The following is a 21,781-nucleotide window of genomic DNA, read 5'->3' as shown; positions in this document are numbered from 1 at the left end:
CGCCGCTCAGCGGGTGTCGGCGGTGTCGCCGGCGCGGTAGCCGGTGGCGCGCTCCACCCTGCCTACGCGCAGCTCGTAGCGCTCGTACCAGTGGGCACGGCCGTGGCGGCGGATCTCCGCGTGCTCGGCGTGCGCGCGCCAGGCGGCGATCGCCGCCTCGCTTTCCCAGTACGACACGGTGATGCCGAAACCATCGGCGCCGCGCACCGACTCCACGCCCAGGAAACCGGGCTGCCGGCGCGCCAGCTCCACCATCCGCCCAGCCGCGGCGGCGTATTCCTCCGGATCGGCGTCGTTGCGCTGCGAGGCGAACACCACCATGTAGTACGGCGGCGCCGGCAGCGTGGCGAAGCCGCCGCCGCTCACGCCGGGGCCGCCTCCGCGGCCAGGGCACGGCTGGTTTCGACGTAGCGGTTGAGCGCGGCGCGCGCGGTCCCGGAGTCGATCGCCTTGCGCGCGCGCTCGATGCCTTCGGGGATGTCGTTCGCGACGCCGGACACGTACAGCGCCGCGGCGGCATTGAGCAGGACGATGTCGCGCGCCGGTCCGGGCGCACCATCCAGCACGCCCAGCAGCATGCCGCGCGACTGCGCCGCGTCCTCGACCTTCAGGTTGCGGCTGGCCGACATGGCGATGCCGAAGTCCTCCGGATGGATGTCGTACTCGCGCACCTTGCCGTCGCGCAGCTCGCCGACCAGGGTGGCCGCGCCCAGCGAGATCTCGTCCATGCCGTCGCGGCCCCACACCACCAGGGCGCGCTCGGCACCCAGCTCCTGCAGCACGCGCGCCTGGATGCCGACCAGGTCGGGATGGAACACGCCCATCAGGATGTTGGGCGCGCCGGCCGGATTGGTCAGGGGGCCCAGGATGTTGAAGATCGTGCGCACGCCCATCTCGCGCCGTACCGGCGCGACCACCTTCATCGCCGGATGGTGGATCGGCGCGAACATGAAACCGATGCCGGTGCGGGCGATGGATTCGGCCACCTGCTCCGGCTGCAGCTCGATCGACGCACCCAGCGCCTCCAGCACATCGGCCGCGCCGGCGCTGGAGGACCCGCTGCGCCCGCCGTGCTTGGCCACGCGCGCGCCGGCCGCGGCGGCCACGAACATCGAGCAGGTGGAGATGTTGAAGGTGCGCGAGCCGTCGCCGCCGGTCCCGACGATGTCGACCAGGTGGCTGCGGTCGGCGACCTCGACCTTGCGCGAGAACTCGCGCATCACCGTGGCCGCGCCGGCGATCTCGCCCACCGTCTCCTTCTTCACCCGCAGGCGGGGGAGGAGGGCCGCGGCCATCACCGCCGAGACCTGCCCGCCCATGATCTGGCGCATGAGGTCGACCATCTCGTCGTGGAAGATCTCGCGGTGTTCGATCGTGCGTTGCAGGGCTTCCTGCGCGGTGATGGTCATGGCTTGCGGGGGACTGGCGGGACGACAGGGGAGTCTACCGCCGCGCCGGCCCGGTGGCGGCGAACGTGGCGCCTGAAACGAAAACGCCGGCCAGCTGCCGGCGTCCAACGAAAAACGCCGGCACTGGGCCGGCGTTCTCCGTGGCGCGACCCGGCGGACCGGGCGGCGCGCGTCAGTGCTTGAGGTTGCGGCGCAGGCGCTCGAGCGCCTGCAGCTGGGCGGTGACCTCGGCCAGGCGCTGCTGCGCCTCGGCCACGTCCATCGCCTCGCTGCGGCCGGCCAGCGCACGCTCGGCCTCTTCCTTGGCCTTGCGCACCGCGGCCTCGTCGATGTCCTCGGCGCGGATCGCGGTGTCGGCCAGCACGGTCACCACCTGCGGCTGCACCTCGAGGATGCCGCCGGAAATGGCGAAGTCCAGCGACGAGCCGTCCGGCAGCGTCACCACGACCTTGCCCGGCTTCAGGCGGGTGATCAGGGGCGCGTGCCGCGGCGCGATGCCCAGCTCGCCCAGCTCGCCGGTGGCCACGACCAGGGTGGCCTCGCCGTGGAAGATCTCCTGCTCGGCGCTGACGATGTCGCAACGGATGGTGCTCATGCTGCCTCGCTGTGCTCAATGGACCGGGAAGACCGCACTCAGGCGATCTTCTTGGCCTTCTCGACGGCTTCCTCGATGGTGCCGACCATGTAGAAGGCCTGCTCCGGCAGGTGGTCGTACTCGCCGTCCACGATGCCCTTGAAGCCGCGGATGGTGTCCTTCAGCGAGACGTACTTGCCCGGCGAGCCGGTGAACACTTCGGCCACGTGGAACGGCTGGCTGAAGAAGCGCTCGATCTTGCGGGCGCGCGACACGGCCAGCTTGTCCTCTTCCGACAGCTCGTCCATGCCCAGGATCGCGATGATGTCCTTCAGCTCCTTGTACTTCTGGAGCGTGGCCTGGACGCGACGGGCGGTGTCGTAGTGCTCGTGGCCGATGACGTTCGGGTCCAGCTGGCGGCTGGTCGAATCCAGCGGGTCGACCGCCGGGTAGATGCCCAGGGCGGCGATGTTGCGCGAAAGCACGACGGTGGCGTCGAGGTGGGCGAAGGTGGTCGCCGGCGACGGGTCGGTCAGGTCGTCCGCGGGCACGTACACGGCCTGGATCGAGGTGATCGAACCGGTCTTGGTCGAGGTGATGCGCTCCTGCAGGACGCCCATTTCCTCGGCCAGGGTCGGCTGGTAGCCCACCGCCGACGGCATGCGGCCCAGCAGCGCGGACACTTCGGTACCGGCCAGGGTGTAGCGGTAGATGTTGTCCACGAACAGCAGCACGTCCTTGCCCTTGCCCGACGCGTCCTTCTCGTCGCGGAAGTACTCGGCCATGGTCAGGCCGGTCAGGGCCACGCGCAGGCGGTTGCCCGGCGGCTCGTTCATCTGGCCGTAGACCATCGCCACCTTGTCGAGGACGTTGGAGTCCTTCATCTCGTGGTAGAAGTCGTTGCCCTCGCGGGTACGCTCGCCCACGCCGGCGAACACGGACAGGCCGCTGTGCGCCTTGGCGATGTTGTTGATCAGCTCCATCATGTTGACGGTCTTGCCGACGCCGGCGCCGCCGAACAGGCCGACCTTGCCGCCCTTGGCGAACGGGCACATCAGGTCGATCACCTTGATGCCGGTCTCCAGCAGCTCGGTGGCCGAGGACTGGTCCTCGTAGGACGGGGCAGCGCGGTGGATTTCCCAGTGGTCGGAAGCCTGCACCGGGCCGGCCTCGTCGATGGCGTTGCCCAGCACGTCCATGATGCGGCCCAGGGTGCCGGCGCCGACCGGCACCGAGATCGCGCGGCCGGTGTTGGTGGCGACCAGGTTGCGCTTCAGGCCGTCGGTGGAGCCCAGCGCGATGGTGCGCACGACGCCGTCGCCGAGCTGCTGCTGCACTTCCAGGGTGATGGCGGTGCCATCGACCTTCAGCGCGTCGTACACCTTCGGCACTTCCGCGCGCGGGAACTCGACGTCGACGACCGCGCCGATGATCTGAACGATCTTGCCCTGACTCATGGTGATTTCCTCAGACTCTTGAAATTTCTCGCGACCGGGTCGCCGAAGGTTTTTTCTTCAGGGCCCCGCGCAGGCGCGGGACTCCCGATGGATGTGGATCAGACCGCCGCGGCGCCGCCGACGATTTCGGAGATTTCCTGCGTGATCGCCGCCTGGCGGGCCTTGTTGTAGACCAGGTTCAGGGTGCCGATCAGCTTGGTCGCGTTGTCGCTGGCGGCCTTCATCGCCACCATGCGCGCCGCGTGCTCCGAGGCGACGTTCTCGAGCACCGCCTGGTAGACCAGGGACTCGATGTAGCGGGTGATCACGTGGTCCAGCACCGTGGCCGCGTCGGGCTCGTAGATGTAGTCCCAGTCGTGGGCCGGCACGTCGGTCTGCGCCGCCGGCAGCGGCAGCAGCTGGTCGAACGTGGCCTTCTGGCTCATCGTGTTCACGAAGTGGTTGTAGACCACGTACACGCGGTCGACCTTGCCTTCGGTGTACGCGTCCAGCATCACCTTGATCACGCCGACCAGGTCGTCCAGGTGCGGCACGTCGCCCAGGTGGGTGACGCTGCCGACCATGTTCACCTTGATCCGGCGGAAGAAGGCCTGCGCCTTCTGGCCGATGGTGACCATGTCGACCTCGACGCCCTGCTCGTTGTGCTGGCGGATCTCGCCCAGCAGCTTGCGGAACAGGTTGTTGTTGAGGCCGCCGGCCAGGCCGCGGTCGGAGGAGACCACGATGTAGCCGACCCGCTTGACCTGCTCGCGCTGGACCAGGAACGGGTGCTGGTAGTCGGTGTTGGCCTGGGCCAGGTGGCCGATCACCTGCTTCATCGCCTGCGCGTACGGGCGCGAGGTCCGCATCCGATCCTGCGCCTTGCGGATCTTGGAGGCCGAGACCATCTCCAGCGCGCGGGTCACCTTGCGGGTGTTCTGCACGCTCTTGATCTTGGTTTTGATTTCGCGTCCGCCAGCCATCTCTTCTTCCCGTTTGGCGGGCCCAGGGGCCCGCCGTTTGGACTTGGTTCCGTCTACCCGGCGGGATCACCCGCCGCGCTTCGGCTTACCAGGTACCGGTCGCCTTGAACTCTTCGATGCCCTTCTTGAACGCAGCCTCGATCTCGTCGTTCCAGGCGCCGGTGCTGTTGATCTTCTCGATCAGCTCGCCGGCGGTGTTGGCGAAGTGGGCGTGCAGGCCTTCCTCGAAGGCACCGATCTTGGCGACCGGCACGTCGTCCAGGTAACCCTCGTTGACGGCGTAGATCGACAGCGCCTGGTTGGCGATCGACATCGGCAGGTACTGCTTCTGCTTCATCAGCTCGGTGACGCGCTGGCCGCGCTCGAGCTGCTTGCGGGTCGCTTCGTCCAGGTCCGAGGCGAACTGGGCGAACGCCGCCAGCTCGCGGTACTGCGCCAGCGAGATACGGATGCCGCCGGACAGCTTCTTGATGATCTTGGTCTGGGCGGCGCCACCGACGCGCGACACCGAGATACCGGCGTTCACGGCCGGGCGGATGCCGGCGTTGAACAGGTCGGTTTCCAGGAAGATCTGGCCGTCGGTGATCGAGATCACGTTGGTCGGCACGAACGCGGACACGTCGCCGGCCTGGGTCTCGATGATCGGCAGCGCGGTCAGCGAACCGGTCTTGCCCTTCACCTCGCCGTTGGTGAACTTCTCGACGTACTCCTCGGACACGCGCGCGGCGCGCTCCAGCAGGCGCGAGTGCAGGTAGAACACGTCGCCCGGGTAGGCTTCGCGGCCCGGCGGGCGCTTCAGCAGCAGCGAGATCTGGCGGTAGGCGACGGCCTGCTTGGACAGGTCGTCGTACACGATCAGCGCGTCCTGGCCGCGGTCCATGAAGTACTCGCCCATGGTGCAGCCGGAGTAGGCCGAGATGTACTGCATGGCGGCCGACTCGGAGGCGGTGGCGGCGACGACCACGGTGTGGGCCATCGCGCCGTTCTCTTCCAGCTTGCGCACGATGTTGGCGACGGTCGAGGCCTTCTGGCCGATCGCCACGTACACGCACTTGATGCCGGTGCCCTTCTGGTTGATCACCGCGTCGATCGCCATGGCGGTCTTGCCGGTCTGGCGGTCGCCGATGATCAGCTCGCGCTGGCCGCGGCCGATCGGGATCATGGCGTCGACCGACTTGTAGCCGGTCTGGACCGGCTGGTCGACCGACTTGCGCCAGATCACGCCCGGGGCCACGCGCTCCACCGGCGCGGTCAGCTTGGCGTTGATCGGGCCCTTGCCGTCGATCGGCTCGCCCAGGGCGTTGACCACGCGGCCCAGCAGCTCCGGACCGACCGGGACCTCGAGGATGCGGCCGGTGGTCTTGGCCACGTCGCCCTCGCGCAGGTGCTCGTAGTCGCCCAGGACCACCGCGCCGACCGAGTCGCGCTCCAGGTTCAGGGCCAGCGCGTAGGTGTTGCCCGGCAGCTCGATCATTTCGCCCTGCATCACGTCGGCCAGGCCGAAGATGCGCACGATGCCGTCGGACACGCTGGTCACGGTGCCCTCGTTGCGGGCCTCGGACGACAGCTTGACCTGCTCGATGCGGGACTTGATCAGGTCGCTGATTTCGGAGGGGTTGAGCGTGGTAGCCATGTTGGTTTCCTTGGAGTCGCGCGCCGGATCCCGGGTTGCGACCTGAAAAGTGAACTGTCTGGGTGCGGCGTCCGGTCAGTCCGCCAGGGCGGTCTGCAGGCGCGCCAGCTTGCCCTTGAGCGAGCCGTCGATGACCACGTCGCCGGTGTCGATCACCGCGCCGCCGATCAGGCTGGCGTCGACCGCCTGCTCCACCTCGACCTCGCGGCCGAAGCGCCGGCGCAGGGCGCCGCGGATCTTCTCCAGCTCGTCGGCCGAAAGCTCGGTGGCGGAAGTCACCCTGGCCCGCACCACGCGCTGTTCCTCGGCGCGGAGCTGTTCGAACAGGCCCGCGATCTCGGGCAGCAGCGGCAGGCGCCCGGCTTCGGCCAGCACCGCCAGGAAACGGCGGAAGCTGTCGCCGGCGTCCTGCGGCGCCAGCAGCGCGGTGGCCGCCTCGTCGCCCAGTTCCGGGTTGAGCAGCAGCGAGGCCACGCGCGGGTCGGCCGCGACCTGCGCCGAGAACGCCAGCGCCTGCGACCAGGCGTCCAGGCGCCCTTCATCGCGGGCCGCGCCGAAGGCGGCGCGGGCATAGGGACGTGCGAGGGTCAGCGCCTGGCTCATGTCAGATCTCGGCCGCCAGTTCGTCCAGCAGCGCCTTGTGCGCCTTGGCGTCGATCTCGCGCTGCAGCAGCTTCTCGGCGCCGCTCACGGCCAGCAGGGAAACCTGCTTGCGCAGTTCCTCGCGGGCGCGGTTGGCCGAAGCCTCGATCTCGGCCTGGGCCAGCGCCTTCTGGCGGTTGGCCTCGACCACGGCTTCCTCGCGGGCAGCGTCGACGATCTGGTTGGCGCGCGCGTGGGCCTGGTCGATGATCTCGTTGGCCTTGGCGCGGGCTTCCTTCAGCAGCTCGTTGACCTTGTCCTGCGCCTGCGCGAGATCCTTCTGGCTGCGGTCGGCCGCGGCCAGGCCCTCGGCGATCTTCTGCTGGCGCTCCTCGAGGGCCTTCAGCAGCGGCGGCCAGATCTTGGTGGCGATCAGCCAGATCAGGCCTGCGAAGGCCAGCGCCTGGGCGAAAAGAGTCAGATTGAGGTTCATTGGTACGCTCTGCCTGTGCTCAGGCGGGCGATGGCATCGCCACCGCGCCGCCTACATGCTGCCGCCGGATCCTGTTCGGACCGGCGGCAGACCCGTCGGGGAACTCCGGTCCGACAGTTAGGCGGCCGGGTTCAGGCCGCCGACCAGGAACGGGCTGGCGAAGGCGAACAGCAGGCCCACGGCGACCGAGATGATGAACGCGGCGTCGATCAGGCCGGCGGTGATGAACATGCGGACCTGCAGCACCGGGATCAGTTCCGGCTGGCGGGCGGCCGACTCCAGGAACTTGCCGGCCATGATGGCCAGACCCAGGCCGGCGCCCAGCGCGGCCAGGCCGATCATGATGCCGATGGCCAGAACGGTCGAAGCCTGGACGGAAGCGAGGGCGGTCAGTGCGGTTTCCATGGTTTTCTCCGGAACGGATAGCTGAGTTGGTGAAACGGTGGGAACGAAGGGTGAAGCGAAAAGGGATCAGTGGCTGTCTTCGGACAGGCTGAGGTAGACGATCGACAGCATCATGAAGATGAAGGCCTGCAGCGGGATCACCAGCAGGTGGAAGATCATCCAGCCGAAGCCGAACGCCGCGCCGCCGAGCATGCCCAGCAGGCCTGCGCCACCGAGCACCCAGATCAGCAGGAACACGATCTCGCCGCCGAACATGTTGCCGAACAGTCGCATCGCCAGCGAGATGGGCTTGCTCAGCCACTCGACGATGTTGAGGATCAGGTTGAACGGCATCATCCACTTGCCGAACGGCGCGGTCAGGAACTCGGCGGTGAAGTGGCCCAGGCCCTTGGCGCGCAGCGCGAAGATGATCATCAGGAAGAACACGCTGATCGACATGCCGAGGGTGGCATTGACGTCGGCGGTCGGCACCGGCTTCCAGTAGGGAACGCCCACCAGCTCCAGCGGCTTGGCGATGAAGTCCGCCGGGATCATCTTGATGAGGTTCATCAACAGGATCCAGAAGAACAGGGTGATCGCGATCGGCGTCACCAGCTTGCTGGTCCCGTGGTAGGTGTCGCGGGCCTGGCGGTCCACGAACTCCAGGCAGATCTCGACGAAGGCCTGCCACTTGCCAGGCACCCCGGAGGTGGCCTTGCGGGTCGCCAGCCAGAACAGGAAGACCATGAACAGTCCCATCAGGACCGAGGTCGCCAGCGTGTCGACGTTAATCGTCCAGAAGCTGCCCTCGCCGACGTGTGCCGTCAGGTTGTGCAGGTGGTGCTGGATGTAGCTGGTAGGGGTAAGTTCCGCCTCGCCCGCCATAGGTCCGATCTTCCTGTGCTAACGACCTGGGTTGTTTATTGCGGTATAACCGCCCTGCTGGCCTGAGCCATTCAGGGATGTCGCGCCAGGGCAAGCACCTGCGCCACCAAGGTGGCCAGCGCCGCCGCCAGCATCGGCAGCGGGGGCAAACCCATCGCTGCCACCCCGATCACCATCAAGGCGACCAGGACGAACCACTTGGCCAGCATCCCTGCCAGCAGCCGCGCCATCGCCGGAACCGCCCCGGTGATGCCGCCGCCCAGCCCGATGCGGGCCGCGATCCATCCGCCCAGCAGGACCGCAGTCCCGCCCACCAGTGCCGCCGCGCCCGCTTTCCAGCCGAACCAGAGGCAGGCCAGGGAGGTCAGCAACGTTACTGCCGCCTGCCAGGCAATCGCGCGACCGGCCTGTCGCCGACCCGCGGCAACTGAATCCATCACGCGAAGGTACCTTTGAGGGAGAGCGGAAGCAGGCTGCACTGCAGCAGATGCGCCCGTTGAGCCGCAAAAGTATAGCAGCGGGACATTTTGGGGGACAACCGACGAAGGTCGTGGATCGGTGCCCGCCCCTGGACGTGCCCTGCCTGCCGGCCGGGCCCTGCCTTCCTTTCGGCAGGGTGCGCCGGGAACTTCCTGCCGGCCGGGAAGTCGTACCCATGCAGCCGCGGAGTTCCTCGTCGATCCGTCGCCGCCAAGGCCCCGGCCCAACCGGGGCCTTCGTCCTTTCAGCGCCTTCACCAAACCTGTGCGCCGGGCTCACGGCGCGTGGACCGGAGGGGCACGCATAGTTGCGGCCCCTCCACTCACACGCGACCGAGACGATGCAACTGCGTACCGCCCCCACCTTGCTCGCCGCCGCCCTGCTCGCCTGTGCCGGCCATGCCGCCGCCCAGGAGAGCCGCGACGACCGCTTCACCCTGCGTATCGGCGCGATGAACGCCAAGGCCGAGACCGAGCTGTCCGCGGCGACCACGTTCATGGGCGAGCGCTACCGCTTCTCCGAGGACTTCGATTTCGGCAGCAGCGAGCGCGTGCCGCGGATCGACGGCGTGTTCCGGATGTCCGAGCGCCAGCGCCTGGTATTCGACTACTTCAACTACGACAAGAAGCGGCGCGAGACCCTCGACGAGGGCATCTCCTACGACGACACCACCATCCCGGCCGGCAGCTACGCCGAGGCCGAACTGGACTTCCAGATCGCCAGCCTGCTGTACGACTACTCGGTGGTGCAGACCGACTCCTTCAGCCTGGGCCTGCAGATCGGCGCCGAATGGGCCAAGGCCAAGGCCAGCCTGGTGGCGGAAGCCGGCGAGGACCGCTGGAGCGACGACACCAGCGAGGACGGCTATGCGCCGGTGGTGGGCCTGCGCCTGACCGCGCGCCCGGGCGATCGCTGGCTGCTGAACCTGCAGGGCCAGTACCTGGACGCGGACTGGGGCAACTTCGGCGACTACGACGGCAGCATCACCCGCGCCAACGCCGTGGCCGAGTACCGCTTCACCGACAACTTCGGCCTGTTCGCCGGCTACGAGTGGTACCGCCTGGACGTCAAGCGCAACGTCACCGGCGACGGCATCCGCGACGGCATCGTCGGCTGGGAGCAGCGCTTCAAGGGCCCGGTGGTGGGCGTGACCCTGGCGTTCTGAACCCGCTCCACCGATGCATGAAGGAAAACCCCGGCCAAAGCCGGGGTTTTCCGTTGTGGCACGAAGGTGCGGTTACTTCTTCTTCGGGATGTAGAGGTCCGTGATCGTCCCCTCGTACACCTCGGCCGCCATCGCCACCGTCTCGCCCAGGGTCGGGTGCGGATGGATGGTGTGGCCGATGTCGCCGGCCTCGGCGCCCATCTCGATGGCCAGCGCCAGCTCGGAGATCAGGTCGCCGGCATGCACGCCGACGATGCCGGCGCCGATGATGCGATGGGTCTCCTCGTCGAAGACGAGCTTGGTGAAGCCCTCGGTGCGGCCGATGCCGATGGCGCGGCCGCTGGCCGCCCACGGGAACTTGCCCACGCCGACCTTCAGGCCCTTGGCCTTGGCCTCGGTCTCGGTCACGCCGACCCAGGCGATCTCGGGGCTGGTGTAGGCCACCGACGGGATCACCCGCGCCACCCATTCCTTCTTCTCGCCGGCCGCCACCTCGGCGGCCAGCTTGCCCTCGTGCGTGGCCTTGTGGGCCAGCATCGGGTTACCGACGATGTCGCCGATGGCGAAGATGTGCGGGACGTTGGTGCGCATCTGCCGGTCGACCGGGATGAAGCCGCGGTCGCTGACCTGCACGCCGGCCTTCTCCGCGTCGATCTTCTTTCCGTTCGGCGCGCGGCCGACGGCGACGAGCACGCGGTCCCAGGTGCCCGATTCCAGCGCCGGCTTTTCGCCTTCGGTGGCGGACTCGAAGGTCACGGTGATGCCCTTCTTTTCGGCCTTCACCCCGGACGCCTTGGTCTTCAGGTGCACCTCGATGCCCTGCTTCTTCAGGCGGTCGGCCAGCGGCTTGACCAGGTCCTTGTCGGCGCCCGGCATCAGCTGGTCCATGAACTCGACCACGGTGACCTTCGCGCCCAGGGCGCTGTACACGGTGGCCATTTCCAGGCCGATGATGCCGCCGCCGACGACCAGCAGCTTCTTCGGCACCTCGGCCAGTTCCAGCGCGTCGGTCGAATCCATGATCCGCGGGTCGTCCCACGGGAAGTTCGGCAGCTTCACAGCCTGCGAACCGGCGGCGATGATGCACTGCTCGAAGCGCAGCAGCTGGGTCTTGCCGTCGGCGCCGGAAATCTCCAGCTCGTTGGGCGAGACGAACTTCGCCACGCCCTGCACCGTGCGCACCTTGCGCTGCCTGGCCATGCCGGCCAGGCCCTTGGTCAGCTGGCCGACGACCTTGTCCTTGTACGCGCGCAGCTTGTCCAGGTGGATCTTCGGCGCCGGGAACTCGATGCCGCACTCGTCGGCATGCGCGGCCTCCTCGATGATCGCCGCCGAATGCAGCAGCGCCTTGGACGGGATGCAGCCGACGTTGAGGCACACGCCGCCGAGGCTGGAATGGCGCTCGATGAGCACCGTATCCAGGCCCAGGTCGGCGGCGCGGAAGGCGGCGGTGTAGCCGCCGGGACCGGAACCGAGCACGACGATGCGGCACTCGATGTCGGCCGGCTTGCCGGTGGACAGCGCCGGCTTCGGTGCGGCCGGTTCGGCGGGAGCGCGGTGCGACGGGGCCACCGGCGGCTTGCTGCCCGGCGCCACCGGCGCCGGAGCGGCGGCAGCGGCGCCTTCCAGCACCACCACGACATCACCCTCCGACAGGGTATCGCCGACCTTGACCCGGATCTCCTTGACCACGCCATCGGCCGAGGACGGCACTTCCAGGGTGGCCTTGTCCGATTCCAGCGTGACCAGGCCCTGGTCCTTCTTCACCGTGTCGCCGACGGCGACCAGCACCTCGATGACCGGGACGTTCTTGTAGTCGCCGATATCCGGGACCTTGACCTCGACCGCGCCACCACGGGCAGCGGCGGGCGCCGCAGCCGCGGGCGCGGCGGCCGGAGCCGGCGCAGCCGCGGGAGCCGCCGCTGCGGCCGCCTTTGGCGCTTCCGCGGCGCCTTCGGCTTCCAGCACCACCACGACACTGCCTTCGGACAGCCTGTCGCCGACCTTGACCTTGACCTCCTTGACCACGCCGGCGGCCGAGGACGGCACTTCCAGCGTGGCCTTGTCCGATTCCAGCGTGACCAGGCCCTGGTCCTTGGCGACCTTGTCGCCAACGGCCACCAGCACTTCGATCACCGGGACATCGCTGTAGTCGCCGATGTCGGGGACCTTCACTTCGATCGTGTTCGCCATGTGCCCTCCGTTACAGCAGCACGCGGCGCATGTCCGCGAGGACCTGGGCCAGGTAGCTGGTGAAGCGCGCGGCGGCGGCGCCGTCGATCACGCGGTGGTCGTAGCTCAGCGACAGCGGCAGGGTCAGGCGCGGCACGAACTGCTTGCCGTCCCACACCGGCTGGAAGCTGGACTTGGACACGCCCAGGATCGCCACTTCCGGCGCGTTGATGATCGGGGTGAACGCGGTGCCGCCGATGCCGCCCAGCGAGCTGATCGAGAAACAGCCGCCGGTCATGTCGGCCGGACCCAGCTTGCCGTCGCGCGCCTTCTTCGCCAGCTCGCCCATCTCCTGGGCGATCTGCAGCACGCCCTTCCTGTCCACGTCGCGGATCACCGGCACGACCAGGCCGTTCGGCGTGTCGGCGGCGAAGCCGATGTGGAAGTACTTCTTGAGGGTCAGGTTTTCGCCGCTCTCGTCCAGCGAGGCGTTGAACTCGGGGAACTGCTTCAGCGCGGCGACCGAGGCCTTGAGCAGGAAGGCCAGCATGGTCAGCTTGATGCCCGACTTGGCCTTTTCCTGCTCCTTGTTGAGCTGCACGCGCAGTTCTTCCAGCTCGGTGATGTCGGCCTGGTCGAACTGGGTGACGTGCGGGATCATCGCCCAGTTGCGGGCCAGGTTCGCGCCGGAGATCTTCTTGATCCGCGACAGGGCCCTGGTTTCGACCTCGCCGAACTTGCTGAAGTCCACCTTCGGCCACGGCAGCAGGTTGAGGCCACTGCCACCGGTCGCACCCCCGGCCGGAGCCGAGGGCGAGGCGCCACCGGCGAGCGCGGCCTTGACATAGCGCTGCACGTCTTCCCTGGTGATGCGGCCGCCACGCTCGCTGCCGGTGACCTGGGACAGGTCGACGCCCAGCTCGCGCGCGAACAGGCGCACCGCCGGGGTGGCGTAAGGCACCTTTTCCGGAAGCACGCTGTCGGCGTTGAACTCGACCGGCGGGGGGCGCTGGCCGGACGGCTGCTGCAGCTGGGCCTGGCCGATGTCGCGCTGGGCGAGGTTGTCGGCCTTTTCGGGCACGGCCACCGGCTCGATGCGCTCGCTGGTCTCGGCGGTCTTGACCGAGGCGGCCGGGGTCTGCGGTGCGGCCGGGGCCGCATCGGCCTTCGGCGCGGCGGCGGGGGCCGGCGCGCTGCTGCCTTCGGCGACCTCGATCAGGGCCACGACGCTGCCCTCGGACAGGGTGTCGCCCAGCTTGACCTTCAGTTCCTTGACCACGCCGGCATAGGGAGAAGGCACTTCCAGCGTCGCCTTGTCCGACTCCAGGGTGACCAGGCCCTGGTCCTGGCTCACGGTGTCGCCTACGGCGACCAGGACTTCGATGACGGGGACGTCGCTGTAATCCCCGATGTCGGGGACGCGCGCTTCCTTGATTTCGGCCATGCCAGGGCTCCGGCGTTATGCGTGGGGAAAGACCCCTATTGTGTCCGTACGCGCCCCACCCGCCAACCTCCGCAGCCGTAACGTTGCGAGCCGCTTTCAGCGCCTCACGGTTTCAACAGAGACCATACGCAACCGCAGGGTCGCGCCCTATCACCGGCGCATCACGTACACCCCCTGCTCGCGCACCATCCACGCCGCAACGACGTGGATGAATCCGGTACGCGCCCCGCGTCCAAGCAACCACGCAGCTTGCGCGGGTTTTGCTGAACGCGACCCCGGATCCTCAGGATGTGGCAGGGTTTGGTTCATCCGCGGGCTCCTACGTTCGGCCGCGCCCACTCCACGGGCACACAACAACGAAGAGGAGACTCCCCCATGCGGTCCATTCGAATCCTGACCCTCGCCCTGGTTCCCGCCCTGGCCGTCGCCGCCCCGGCGTTCGCCCAGGACGCCTCCACCTCCACCGCGGCCGACAAGCGCTTCGCCGTGGTCGGTGGCATCACCCACATGGAGCCCTCCGATCCGGGCAATGGCCTGCGGGTCGACGGCGGCCCGGCCCCGACCCTGAGCGCCAGCTGGTACGCCACCGAGAACTTCGCGGTGGAGCTGTGGGGCGCGGCCGACAAGTTCGACCACCGGGTCCGCAGCGACAGCCTGGGCAAGCTGGGCACCGTCCAGCAGCAGCCGATCGCGCTGAGCGGCCAGTGGCACTTCGGCCAGGCCGGCCAGACCTTCCGTCCGTTCGTGGGCCTGGGCTATTACGAATCCAACTTCAGCAACGAGGACGTGGCCGGCCTGGACGGCGTCGTCGGCCTGGAGACCGCCAAGGGCGCCATCGGCACCGTCGGCGTGGACATGAACATCAACGAGACCTGGTTCGCCCGTACCGACGTGCGCTACATGCACTCGCGCCCGGAAGTCCGCGTGGCCGGCCAGGGCACCGGCGAGGACCTCAAGCTCGACCCGTGGACCGTCGGCATCGGTATCGGCGCGCGCTTCTGATCCACCACGCGTTCCAACGCTGCAAGGGAGAACGGGCCCCCGGGCCCGTTCCCCGCGTCTGCGCCGCGGCCAGACGTGTCAGGCCGCGGTGGCGGCGATCGCGTCGTGCAATGGCTGCGACGCCCACACCACGCGGCGGTAGTCGAATCCTGCCTCCAGCCGCGGCTTGACCACCTGGAAGAACGGCGAGACGTCGAAGTCGCGGGGCGTATAGAGGCTGTGGTGGCGGATGTGCAGCACCTCCTCGCGCATGAACCGTCCGTCCGCGCCCTGTCCCTCCAGCACTTCGATCCCGGGCAGGATCGGGTAGCCGATCGAACCGAAGGCCTGCGCCAGCAGGGTGGAACAGATCGCGCGCGTCGGCTCCCCACTGCCCAGCGCCAGCATCCGCCGCTTGAAGGTGTCCGGCACCGGCGGCTGGCGGATGAGGTAACGCGCCAGGTCGAGGATGTTCTTGAGGTCGTAGCTGTGGCCCCGCCGCTCCAGCATGAAGCCGGCGACAGCATCGACTTCGCCTGGCGCAAGCCCCACCGGCCGGCAGATGCGCAGGTGCAGGCCCGCGAACTCCGACAGCGGCACGCTGCGCACGCCGTCGTTGACGTCCACGTCCACGAACCACGGCTGGTCTTCGCCGTCGGGTACGCCCAGGCACAGTGCGGCATGCGACCAGGTCGACTGGGTGAGGTACTTGATCGCGCTGGCGAAGCGGCTGGTGCCTTCGACCAGCAGCACGTCGCCGCGGCGCAGGGTCGCCGCCACCAGCTCCAGGCGGCTGGTGGGACCGCGTGAGCGACCCGGACGGGGCCTTGCCAGGAAGCGCGCCAGGCGCCCACCGATCCACTGCAGCACCATCGTGTTCCTCCCCGGGTGGACCGGGAAAGGCTAACCGACGCGCGCCCTCACCGGCGGCGCAGCACCCCGCCGTCGCGCCTGTACGCCGCGGTACGTGCGTACAGGTATCGGGTCATGACCAGGGCATAGCCCAGCAGCAGGCCGCCGACGGCCATCATCCCGGCATGGCTGAGCCAGCCCGATTCCGGCCACGCCGCGCCGCCGAAGGCCACGCGGAAACCCTGCACCATGCCGGCCACCAGCCGCACCAGGACCAGCACCATCAGGCCCACCGACACCACCGGGCTGGTCCGGTAGAACAGGCCCTCGGTGGTCTCGACGAAGCGCACGCGGGTGGTGGCGAGCAGGCCGAGCGCGATGCCCGCCAGCGCCGCCACGGGCACGTAGCTCCACACGTTGCTCCAGAAGAATCCCGCCAGCAGCACGGTCAGCGCGAACAGCCCCGCCGACAACAGGCTCGACCACCAGGCCAGCCGCAGCGGCAGCACCCATGCCTGGCGGCGGGTGTTGAAGGCGCCACGGATGCGCAGCGCCAGCGCCACCGGCAGCAGGGCCAGGAACAGCGCCAGGACGGCGACGAGGGCCAGCAGGACCGGCATGCGCGCGGCTCAGAACGCCGGCAGCACGGCGCCCTTGTACTTGTCTTCGATGAAGGCCTTCACTTCCGGGCTGGTCAGCGCGCGTGCGAGGGCCTGCACCCGCGGATCATCCCTGTTGTCCGGGCGGGCGACCAGGAAGTTCACGTACGGCGAATCGCTGCCTTCGATCGCCAGCGCATCGCGGGTGGGGTCCAGCCCGGCATCCAGCGCGTAGTTGGTGTTGATCAGGGCCAGGTCCACCTGGTCGAGGATCCGCGGCAGCATCGCCGAGTCCAGCTCGCGGAACTTCAGGCCCTTGGGATTTGCGGTGATGTCGCGCTGGGTGGCCAGCGCGTTGCTCGGGTCCGCCAGGGTGATCACGCCGGCGGTGTGCAGCAGGATCAGCGCGCGCGAGTTGTTGCTCGGGTCGTTGGGGATGGCCACGTCGGCGCCGGCCGGCAGCGCCTCCAGCGAGGCGTGGCGGCGCGAGTACGCGCCGAACGGTTCGATGTGCACGCCGGTCACCGTCACCAGGCCGGTGCCCCGACCCTTGTTGTAGGCATCCAGGTAGGGCTCGGTCTGGAAGTAGTTGACGTCGATGTGCTTCTGCGCGACCTGGTCGTTGGGCTGCACGTAGTCGTTGAACACGCGCACCTGCAGGCGCACGCCCTCCTTCTCCAGGATCGGCCTGGCCACCTCCAGGATCTCGGCGTGCGGCACCGCGGTGGCGGCCACGCTGAGGGTGTCGTTGCCGGTGGAACCGGAACCGCCGCCGCAACCGGCAAGCACGGTGCTGGCGGCGATGAGGACGGGCAGGAGGATGGCGCGCATGGGAAGGAATCCGTGGGGAAGGACGTGGATGGAGGATAAGGCTCAGCGGCGGCTGTAGCGGGCTACCAGGCGGTCGCCCAGCATCTGCACCAGCTGCACCAGCACCAGCAGCAGCACCACCGTGACCAGGGCCACGTCGGTGTGCGAACGCTGGTAGCCGTCGCGGAAGGCCAGGTCGCCCAGGCCGCCCGAGCCGATCGCACCGCCCATGGCGGTGAAGCCGACCAGGGCGATGGTGGTGACGGTGGCGCCGGCGACCAGGCCAGGCCGCGCCTCCGGCAGCAGCACCCGCCAGACCAGCTGCCAGGTGGTGGCGCCCATCGCCAGGGTGGCCTCGATCACGCCGCGGTCGACCTCGCGCAGCGCGGTCTCCACCAGGCGCGCGTAGAACGGCGCCGCGCCCACCACCAGCGGCAGGATCGCGCCACGTACGCCCAGCGAGGTGCCCATCACCGCCAGGGTCAGCGGGATCATCGCGATCATCAGGATGATGAAAGGCACCGAACGCAGGATGTTCACCACCAGCGACAGTACCGCGTACAGCCCGCGGCGCTCGTGCAGCTGGCGCGGCCCGGCCAGGAACAGCAGCACGCCCAGCGGCAGGCCGAACAGCATGGTCAGCGGTAGCGCGCCGCCAAGCATCGCGAGTGTATCCAGCGTGGCCTGGCCGATCTCGGCCCACTTGCCGGCGTCCAGGTTGCGGAAGAAGCCCGCGCTGGTGGCGATCATGGCGAAGATGTTCATGTGCGCAGCACCTCCACGGTGACCCCGGCCGACTCGAACGCCCGCTGCGCCGCGTCGGCGTCGCCGCCGACCAGGGCCACGACCAGCTGGCCGTAGGGCGTGTCGCGGATGCGGTCGATGCGTCCGGAAAGGATGTTGTAGTCCACGCCCGCCTCGCGCGCGATCCGGCCCAGCAGCGGCGCATAGGTATCGGCGCCGAGGAAGGTCAGGCGCAGGATGCGGCCCTGCACCGCGGCGAAGTCGGCGTGCAGCCCGTGCTCGTCCACGTGCTCGGCCTCGGACACGAAGCGGCGGGTGGTCGGGTGCTTCGGGTGCAGGAAGACTTCGGTGACCGGGCCGCTCTCGACCAGGCGGCCGGCGTCGAGCACGGCGACCCGGTCGCAGACGCGGCGGATCACGTCCATCTCGTGGGTGATCAGGACGATGGTCAGGCCCAGCTCGCGGTTGATCCTGGCCAGCAGGGACAGCACGGAGGCGGTGGTCTGCGGGTCCAGCGCGCTGGTGGCCTCGTCGCACAGCAGGATCTTCGGCCCGGTGGCCAGGGCGCGGGCGATGCCCACACGCTGCTTCTGTCCACCGGAAAGTTGCGCCGGATACTTGTTCGCCTGGTCTGCCAGGCCGACCCGCGCCAGCAGTTCCGCCACCCGCGCGTCGATGCGTGCGCGCGGTTCGCCGGCCAGTTCCAGCGGGAAGGCCACGTTCTGCGCCACTGTGCGCGAGGACAGCAGGTTGAAGTGCTGGAAGATCATGCCGCCCCGGCGGCGCAGCGCGCGCAGGCCGTCGCCGTCCAGCGCCGCCACGTCCTGGCCCTCGACCCACAGCTGGCCGCCGCTGGGCGCCTCCAGGCGGTTGATCAGGCGGATCAGGGTGGACTTGCCGGCGCCGGAGTGGCCGATGATGCCGAACACCTCGCCGGCCTCGATCTCCAGGTCGAGCGGATGCAGGGCGGCGACCTGGCGGCCGCCCACGGCGTAGGACTTGTGGACCTGCTGGAACCGGATCACGTGGGCTTGGAAGGCATCGGCGCGCGGGCCGGCAAGCCTAGCAGCTGCCCTGCCCCGGCGGCGCGGGCCGGCGTTCCAGCCGCGCGCCGCTGCGTCCCGCTCCCCCGCGTACCGCGCCAGCTCAGGAATGGTCCAGCGGTGCGCTGCGCGAGGCCCCGACCGTGCGCTCGCGGCGCAGCAGGTACAGGCCGCTGCCCATGATGATGGCCGCGCCGATCCAGGTGACGCCGTCCGGCAGGGTGCGCCAGAACAGCCAGTCCCAGCCGATCACCCAGACCAGGCCGGTGTATTCCAGCGGCGCGATCAGCGAGGCGTCGCCACGCATGAAGGCGGTGGTCAGCGCGATCTGGCCGAGCGCACCGGCCAGGCCCATGCCCAGGATCAGCAGCGCATCCCCGCGCTGCAGTGGCACCCAGCCGGGAATCGCCGCCAGGCCAGCGACAATGGCCATGATCGCCAGGAACCACGCCACCATCGACTGGGGCGTGTCGGTGCGGGTCAGCAGGCTGACGCTGACCGCGGCCACGGCATAGGCGGCGGCGGCCAGCAGCACCATCAGCCCGGGGAACGACACCAGCCCGTCCACGCCCGGCCGCAGCACCACGACCACGCCGACCAGGCCGATGGCGATCGCGGTCCAGCGCCTTGGCCCCACGCGCTCGCCCAGCACCGGTACCGACAGCGCCGCCACCAGCAGCGGCGCGACGAAGTAGATCGTGTAGGCGGTGGACAGCGGCATGCGCTTCAAGGCGAACACGAAGCAGCCGATCATCGCCATGCCCAGCACGCCGCGCAGCAGGTGCAGGCCCCAGCGCACCGGCAGGATCGAGCGCACGCCAGCGGTGGCCATCACCCAGGCCAGCACGAACGGCAACGAGGCCGCGCCGCGCAGCAGGGTCACCTCCAACGGCGGGTAGCGGGCGGACAGCAGCTTCATCGCCGTGTCCATCACCGAGAAGCAGGCGATGGCGGCGACCATCCAGCCGGCGGCGGCCAGGTTCGAGCGGGGACGGGGAGGCATGCGCCCATTATCCGCGCATGCGCGGCCCCATGCGCGCTCCCGGCCCGGGCACCGCCTAGAATGTGCGCATCGCACCAGGAGTATCCCAATGCCTTCGTTCGACATCGTGTCCGAAGTGGACACCCACGAGCTGACCAATGCAGTCGACCAGGCCAGCCGCGAACTGACCACCCGCTTCGACTTCAAGGGCGTGGACGCGAAGTTCGCCCTGGACGACAACATCATCAGCCAGTCCGCGCCCAGCGACTTCCAGCTCAAGCAGATGACCGACATCCTCAAGCAGCGCCTGACTGCCCGCGGCATCGACATCCGCTGCCTGGAATTCGGCGACGTCGAGACCAACCTGGCCGGCGCGCGGCAGAAGGTCACCGTCAGGCAGGGCATCGAGCGCGAGACGGCCAAGAAGATCCAGGCCGCGCTCAAGGACGCCAAGCTCAAGGTCGACAGCCAGATCAACGGCGAGAAGCTGCGGGTCAACGGCAAGAAGCGCGACGACCTGCAGGAGGCCATCGCCCTGCTGCGCAAGGGCGATTTCGGCATCCCGCTGCAGTTCGAGAACTTCCGTGACTGACTTGGACGCGGGCAATCCCGCCGAGGGCGCGCTGGACGAAGCGAAGGTCCTGGCCGACACCCGGCGCTGGCTGGAGAAGGCCGTGATAGGCCTGAACCTGTGCCCGTTCGCCAAGGCGGTGTACGTCAAGGAGCAGGTGCGCTTCGTGGTCAGCGACGCGACCACGCCGGAGCAGCTGGTCGAGCAGCTCGGCGAGGAGCTGGTGCTGCTGCGCGACACCCCGGCCGGGCAGGTCGACACCACCCTGCTGGTGCATCCGCTGGTGCTGGGCGACTTCCTCGACTTCAACGACTTCCTCGACCAGGCCGACGCGCTGGTGGAAGCGCTGGAGCTGGACGGCGTGCTGCAGGTGGCCAGCTTCCATCCTGATTACCAGTTCGCCGACAGCCGCCCGGACGACATCGAGAACTACTCCAACCGCGCGCCCTACCCGATCCTGCACCTGCTGCGGGAGGACAGCGTCAGCCGCGCGGTGGACGCCTACCCGGAAGCGGACGTGATCGTGGAGCGCAACTACGCGACCCTGCGCAAGCTCGGCCACGAGGGCTGGCGCAGGCTGCTCGCGGACGACGACGCAGCTTGAGCCGGGTGCAGGCGCGGCCGCCGTCGCGCCTGCATCCCCTGCACGCGGGCGTGGCGACACTGCAGGTCCCGGCCGGAGCCAGCCCATGCCATCCATCCCGCCCATCCAGCCCTGGAACCCGGCGCCGCTGCAGGACCGCGTGGTCCTGGTCACCGGCGGCGCCCAGGGCATCGGCCGCGGCATCGCCCAGGCGGTGATCGGCGCCGGCGGCAGCGTGGTGATCGGCGACCTCGATGCCGACGCCGGCCGCGCCTGCCTGCGCGAGTGGGGCGCCCCGGCGCGGGCGCTGTTCCGCCGCCTGGACGTGGCCAGCGACCGCAGCGCCGCCGCGTTCGTCGCCGCGGCGCTGGACCGCTTCGGCCGCATCGACGGCCTGGTGAACAACGCCGGCCTGCCGGATCCGCACGTGCCGCCGCTCGAACGGCTGGACCCGGCGGAATGGAACCGGCGCCTGTCCAGCCTGCATGGGGCCTTCCTGTGCAGCCGCCATGCCCTGCCCGCGCTGCGCCAGACGCCGGATGGCGGCGCCATCGTCAACATCGCCTCGACCCGCGCCCACCAGTCCGAACCCCACAGCGAGGCCTATGCCGCGGCCAAGGGCGGGCTGGTCGCCTTCACCCATGCGCTGGCGCTGAGCGAAGGCCCGAAGGTGCGGGTGAACTGCATCAGCCCGGGCTGGATCGCCACCGAGGGCTGGCGCGCGCCAGCCAGCCGGCGCAAACCGAAGCTGACGCGCCGCGACCACCAGCAGCACCCGGCCGGCCGCGTCGGCACGCCGGAGGACATCGCCGCGCTGGCCGTCCACCTCCTGGCCCCGGCCCTCTCGGGCTTCATCACCGGGCAGGAGTTCGTCGTCGACGGCGGCATGACCCGCAGGATGCACTACGTCTAACGCCGCTTTCACGCGCCGCTTGCGTTCACGCTGTTACCACGTAACCGGGCCCGCCCCTCACTC

The 21,781-nt window shown here is 69.2% G+C and carries 24 protein-coding genes; 5 read left to right on the top strand and 19 right to left on the bottom strand.

All coding sequences use genetic code 11. The annotated features are described in order from the left end of the window. Positions 1 to 6: 6 nt before the first annotated feature. From CSC68_RS11575 to CSC68_RS11525, 11 genes are all read right to left on the bottom strand, one after another. A complete protein-coding gene (locus CSC68_RS11575) occupies positions 7 to 366 on the bottom strand; it encodes an antibiotic biosynthesis monooxygenase family protein (protein WP_211365743.1) in 360 nt (119 codons plus the stop codon). After that, positions 363 to 1,409 carry an anthranilate phosphoribosyltransferase gene (gene trpD / locus CSC68_RS11570; protein WP_162203711.1) on the bottom strand — a complete coding sequence of 349 codons (1,047 nt, stop codon included), beginning with the start codon at positions 1,407 to 1,409 and terminating at the stop codon, positions 363 to 365. Before trpD ends, CSC68_RS11575 begins: the two co-directional genes overlap by 4 nt. Before the next feature lie 172 nt (positions 1,410 to 1,581). Further along, the gene (locus CSC68_RS11565; RefSeq protein WP_019398223.1) at positions 1,582 to 2,004 is read right to left on the bottom strand and encodes a F0F1 ATP synthase subunit epsilon; all 423 of its coding nucleotides are present in this window, start codon (positions 2,002 to 2,004) and stop codon (positions 1,582 to 1,584) included. A gap of 38 nt (positions 2,005 to 2,042) precedes the next feature. Continuing rightward, on the bottom strand, positions 2,043 to 3,440 hold the full coding sequence (gene atpD / locus CSC68_RS11560; protein ID WP_162203710.1) for a F0F1 ATP synthase subunit beta: 1,398 nt from the start codon (positions 3,438 to 3,440) through the stop codon (positions 2,043 to 2,045). Positions 3,441 to 3,538: 98 nt separating this feature from the next. Beyond that, positions 3,539 to 4,402: a F0F1 ATP synthase subunit gamma gene (gene atpG, locus CSC68_RS11555; protein WP_162203709.1), complete on the bottom strand. Its 864-nt coding sequence runs from the start codon at positions 4,400 to 4,402 to the stop codon at positions 3,539 to 3,541. A gap of 85 nt (positions 4,403 to 4,487) precedes the next feature. Then, complete coding sequence (atpA, locus tag CSC68_RS11550) at positions 4,488 to 6,035, bottom strand: F0F1 ATP synthase subunit alpha (RefSeq protein ID WP_162203708.1); 1,548 nt, start codon at positions 6,033 to 6,035, stop codon at positions 4,488 to 4,490. 75 nt (positions 6,036 to 6,110) lie between these two features. Next, positions 6,111 to 6,638 (bottom strand): F0F1 ATP synthase subunit delta, encoded by a 528-nt coding sequence (locus tag CSC68_RS11545; protein ID WP_162203707.1) that lies wholly within the window; start codon positions 6,636 to 6,638, stop codon positions 6,111 to 6,113. A gap of 1 nt (position 6,639) precedes the next feature. Beyond that, complete coding sequence (locus CSC68_RS11540) at positions 6,640 to 7,110, bottom strand: F0F1 ATP synthase subunit B (protein WP_162203706.1); 471 nt, start codon at positions 7,108 to 7,110, stop codon at positions 6,640 to 6,642. 117 nt (positions 7,111 to 7,227) lie between these two features. Beyond that, a complete protein-coding gene (gene atpE, locus CSC68_RS11535) occupies positions 7,228 to 7,515 on the bottom strand; it encodes a F0F1 ATP synthase subunit C (protein ID WP_162203705.1) in 288 nt (95 codons plus the stop codon). Positions 7,516 to 7,581: 66 nt separating this feature from the next. Further along, positions 7,582 to 8,379, bottom strand: a complete 798-nt coding sequence (gene atpB / locus CSC68_RS11530; protein ID WP_162203704.1) for a F0F1 ATP synthase subunit A — start codon at positions 8,377 to 8,379, stop codon at positions 7,582 to 7,584. 71 nt (positions 8,380 to 8,450) lie between these two features. After that, complete coding sequence (locus CSC68_RS11525) at positions 8,451 to 8,816, bottom strand: hypothetical protein (RefSeq protein ID WP_246193547.1); 366 nt, start codon at positions 8,814 to 8,816, stop codon at positions 8,451 to 8,453. A 383-nt stretch (positions 8,817 to 9,199) separates the two neighbouring features. Between CSC68_RS11525 and CSC68_RS11520 the strand changes: the two genes are divergently transcribed. Continuing rightward, positions 9,200 to 10,024 (top strand): outer membrane protein, encoded by an 825-nt coding sequence (locus CSC68_RS11520; protein WP_162203703.1) that lies wholly within the window; start codon positions 9,200 to 9,202, stop codon positions 10,022 to 10,024. Positions 10,025 to 10,096: 72 nt separating this feature from the next. Here the strand turns inward: CSC68_RS11520 and lpdA are convergent, their stop codons facing one another. Both lpdA and CSC68_RS11510 read right to left on the bottom strand, forming a co-directional pair. After that, complete coding sequence (lpdA, locus tag CSC68_RS11515; protein ID WP_162203702.1) at positions 10,097 to 12,217, bottom strand: dihydrolipoyl dehydrogenase; 2,121 nt, start codon at positions 12,215 to 12,217, stop codon at positions 10,097 to 10,099. A gap of 10 nt (positions 12,218 to 12,227) precedes the next feature. Continuing rightward, positions 12,228 to 13,640 (bottom strand): dihydrolipoyllysine-residue acetyltransferase, encoded by a 1,413-nt coding sequence (locus CSC68_RS11510; RefSeq protein WP_162203701.1) that lies wholly within the window; start codon positions 13,638 to 13,640, stop codon positions 12,228 to 12,230. A gap of 375 nt (positions 13,641 to 14,015) precedes the next feature. On the opposite strand from CSC68_RS11510, the gene CSC68_RS11505 reads away from it, so the two are divergent. Beyond that, positions 14,016 to 14,642 carry an OmpW/AlkL family protein gene (locus CSC68_RS11505; RefSeq protein ID WP_162203700.1) on the top strand — a complete coding sequence of 209 codons (627 nt, stop codon included), beginning with the start codon at positions 14,016 to 14,018 and terminating at the stop codon, positions 14,640 to 14,642. Between the two features lie 78 nt (positions 14,643 to 14,720). Here the strand turns inward: CSC68_RS11505 and CSC68_RS11500 are convergent, their stop codons facing one another. The 6 genes from CSC68_RS11500 to CSC68_RS11475 form a co-directional block, all read right to left on the bottom strand. Then, complete coding sequence (locus CSC68_RS11500) at positions 14,721 to 15,494, bottom strand: C40 family peptidase (RefSeq protein WP_162203699.1); 774 nt, start codon at positions 15,492 to 15,494, stop codon at positions 14,721 to 14,723. A 47-nt stretch (positions 15,495 to 15,541) separates the two neighbouring features. Next, positions 15,542 to 16,093, bottom strand: a complete 552-nt coding sequence (locus tag CSC68_RS11495) for a hypothetical protein (protein WP_162203698.1) — start codon at positions 16,091 to 16,093, stop codon at positions 15,542 to 15,544. A gap of 9 nt (positions 16,094 to 16,102) precedes the next feature. Further along, complete coding sequence (locus tag CSC68_RS11490; protein WP_162203697.1) at positions 16,103 to 16,903, bottom strand: MetQ/NlpA family ABC transporter substrate-binding protein; 801 nt, start codon at positions 16,901 to 16,903, stop codon at positions 16,103 to 16,105. A gap of 42 nt (positions 16,904 to 16,945) precedes the next feature. Then, positions 16,946 to 17,647, bottom strand: coding sequence for a methionine ABC transporter permease (locus tag CSC68_RS11485; protein WP_162203696.1), 702 nt, complete (start codon positions 17,645 to 17,647; stop codon positions 16,946 to 16,948). Beyond that, positions 17,644 to 18,651 (bottom strand): methionine ABC transporter ATP-binding protein, encoded by a 1,008-nt coding sequence (locus tag CSC68_RS11480; RefSeq protein ID WP_162203695.1) that lies wholly within the window; start codon positions 18,649 to 18,651, stop codon positions 17,644 to 17,646. Before CSC68_RS11480 ends, CSC68_RS11485 begins: the two co-directional genes overlap by 4 nt. 121 nt (positions 18,652 to 18,772) lie before the next feature. Then, positions 18,773 to 19,672: a DMT family transporter gene (locus CSC68_RS11475; protein WP_162203694.1), complete on the bottom strand. Its 900-nt coding sequence runs from the start codon at positions 19,670 to 19,672 to the stop codon at positions 18,773 to 18,775. Positions 19,673 to 19,760: 88 nt separating this feature from the next. Here CSC68_RS11475 and CSC68_RS11470 point away from each other — a divergent pair, with 88 nt between their 5' ends. From CSC68_RS11470 to CSC68_RS11460, 3 genes are all read left to right on the top strand, one after another. Continuing rightward, a complete protein-coding gene (locus CSC68_RS11470; RefSeq protein ID WP_013533994.1) occupies positions 19,761 to 20,243 on the top strand; it encodes a YajQ family cyclic di-GMP-binding protein in 483 nt (160 codons plus the stop codon). Next, positions 20,236 to 20,826 carry a DUF1415 domain-containing protein gene (locus CSC68_RS11465; protein WP_425501244.1) on the top strand — a complete coding sequence of 197 codons (591 nt, stop codon included), beginning with the start codon at positions 20,236 to 20,238 and terminating at the stop codon, positions 20,824 to 20,826. The genes CSC68_RS11470 and CSC68_RS11465 overlap by 8 nt, the downstream gene beginning before the upstream one ends. An 85-nt stretch (positions 20,827 to 20,911) precedes the next feature. Beyond that, complete coding sequence (locus tag CSC68_RS11460) at positions 20,912 to 21,718, top strand: SDR family oxidoreductase (protein ID WP_162203693.1); 807 nt, start codon at positions 20,912 to 20,914, stop codon at positions 21,716 to 21,718. Positions 21,719 to 21,781 lie beyond the last annotated feature (63 nt).

The sequence above is a fragment of the Pseudoxanthomonas suwonensis genome, from assembly GCF_010093235.1.
In the GTDB taxonomy this organism is placed as follows: domain Bacteria; phylum Pseudomonadota; class Gammaproteobacteria; order Xanthomonadales; family Xanthomonadaceae; genus Pseudoxanthomonas; species Pseudoxanthomonas suwonensis.
The sequence above is the reverse complement of the archived record's forward strand: the minus strand, read 5'-3'. Positions and strand labels throughout refer to the sequence as shown.

Bases quoted from the DNA above. Each gene is read 5' to 3' on its own strand.
- CSC68_RS11495 (WP_162203698.1), bottom strand. From the start codon at position 16,093: ATGCCGGTCCTGCTGGCCCTCGTCGCCGTCCTGGCGCTGTTCCTGGCC.
- CSC68_RS11475 (WP_162203694.1), bottom strand. From the start codon at position 19,672: ATGCCTCCCCGTCCCCGCTCGAACCTGGCCGCCGCCGGCTGGATGGTC.
- atpB (WP_162203704.1), bottom strand. From the start codon at position 8,379: ATGGCGGGCGAGGCGGAACTTACCCCTACCAGCTACATCCAGCACCAC.
- CSC68_RS11540 (WP_162203706.1), bottom strand. From the start codon at position 7,110: ATGAACCTCAATCTGACTCTTTTCGCCCAGGCGCTGGCCTTCGCAGGC.
- CSC68_RS11490 (WP_162203697.1), bottom strand. From the start codon at position 16,903: ATGCGCGCCATCCTCCTGCCCGTCCTCATCGCCGCCAGCACCGTGCTT.
- CSC68_RS11565 (WP_019398223.1), bottom strand. From the start codon at position 2,004: ATGAGCACCATCCGTTGCGACATCGTCAGCGCCGAGCAGGAGATCTTC.
- trpD (WP_162203711.1), bottom strand. From the start codon at position 1,409: ATGACCATCACCGCGCAGGAAGCCCTGCAACGCACGATCGAACACCGC.
- atpD (WP_162203710.1), bottom strand. From the start codon at position 3,440: ATGAGTCAGGGCAAGATCGTTCAGATCATCGGCGCGGTCGTCGACGTC.
- CSC68_RS11485 (WP_162203696.1), bottom strand. From the start codon at position 17,647: ATGAACATCTTCGCCATGATCGCCACCAGCGCGGGCTTCTTCCGCAAC.
- CSC68_RS11505 (WP_162203700.1), top strand. From the start codon at position 14,016: ATGCGGTCCATTCGAATCCTGACCCTCGCCCTGGTTCCCGCCCTGGCC.
- atpG (WP_162203709.1), bottom strand. From the start codon at position 4,402: ATGGCTGGCGGACGCGAAATCAAAACCAAGATCAAGAGCGTGCAGAAC.
- CSC68_RS11510 (WP_162203701.1), bottom strand. From the start codon at position 13,640: ATGGCCGAAATCAAGGAAGCGCGCGTCCCCGACATCGGGGATTACAGC.
- CSC68_RS11545 (WP_162203707.1), bottom strand. From the start codon at position 6,638: ATGAGCCAGGCGCTGACCCTCGCACGTCCCTATGCCCGCGCCGCCTTC.
- CSC68_RS11500 (WP_162203699.1), bottom strand. From the start codon at position 15,494: ATGGTGCTGCAGTGGATCGGTGGGCGCCTGGCGCGCTTCCTGGCAAGG.
- CSC68_RS11525 (WP_246193547.1), bottom strand. From the start codon at position 8,816: ATGGATTCAGTTGCCGCGGGTCGGCGACAGGCCGGTCGCGCGATTGCC.
- atpE (WP_162203705.1), bottom strand. From the start codon at position 7,515: ATGGAAACCGCACTGACCGCCCTCGCTTCCGTCCAGGCTTCGACCGTT.
- atpA (WP_162203708.1), bottom strand. From the start codon at position 6,035: ATGGCTACCACGCTCAACCCCTCCGAAATCAGCGACCTGATCAAGTCC.
- CSC68_RS11520 (WP_162203703.1), top strand. From the start codon at position 9,200: ATGCAACTGCGTACCGCCCCCACCTTGCTCGCCGCCGCCCTGCTCGCC.
- lpdA (WP_162203702.1), bottom strand. From the start codon at position 12,217: ATGGCGAACACGATCGAAGTGAAGGTCCCCGACATCGGCGACTACAGC.
- CSC68_RS11470 (WP_013533994.1), top strand. From the start codon at position 19,761: ATGCCTTCGTTCGACATCGTGTCCGAAGTGGACACCCACGAGCTGACC.
- CSC68_RS11460 (WP_162203693.1), top strand. From the start codon at position 20,912: ATGCCATCCATCCCGCCCATCCAGCCCTGGAACCCGGCGCCGCTGCAG.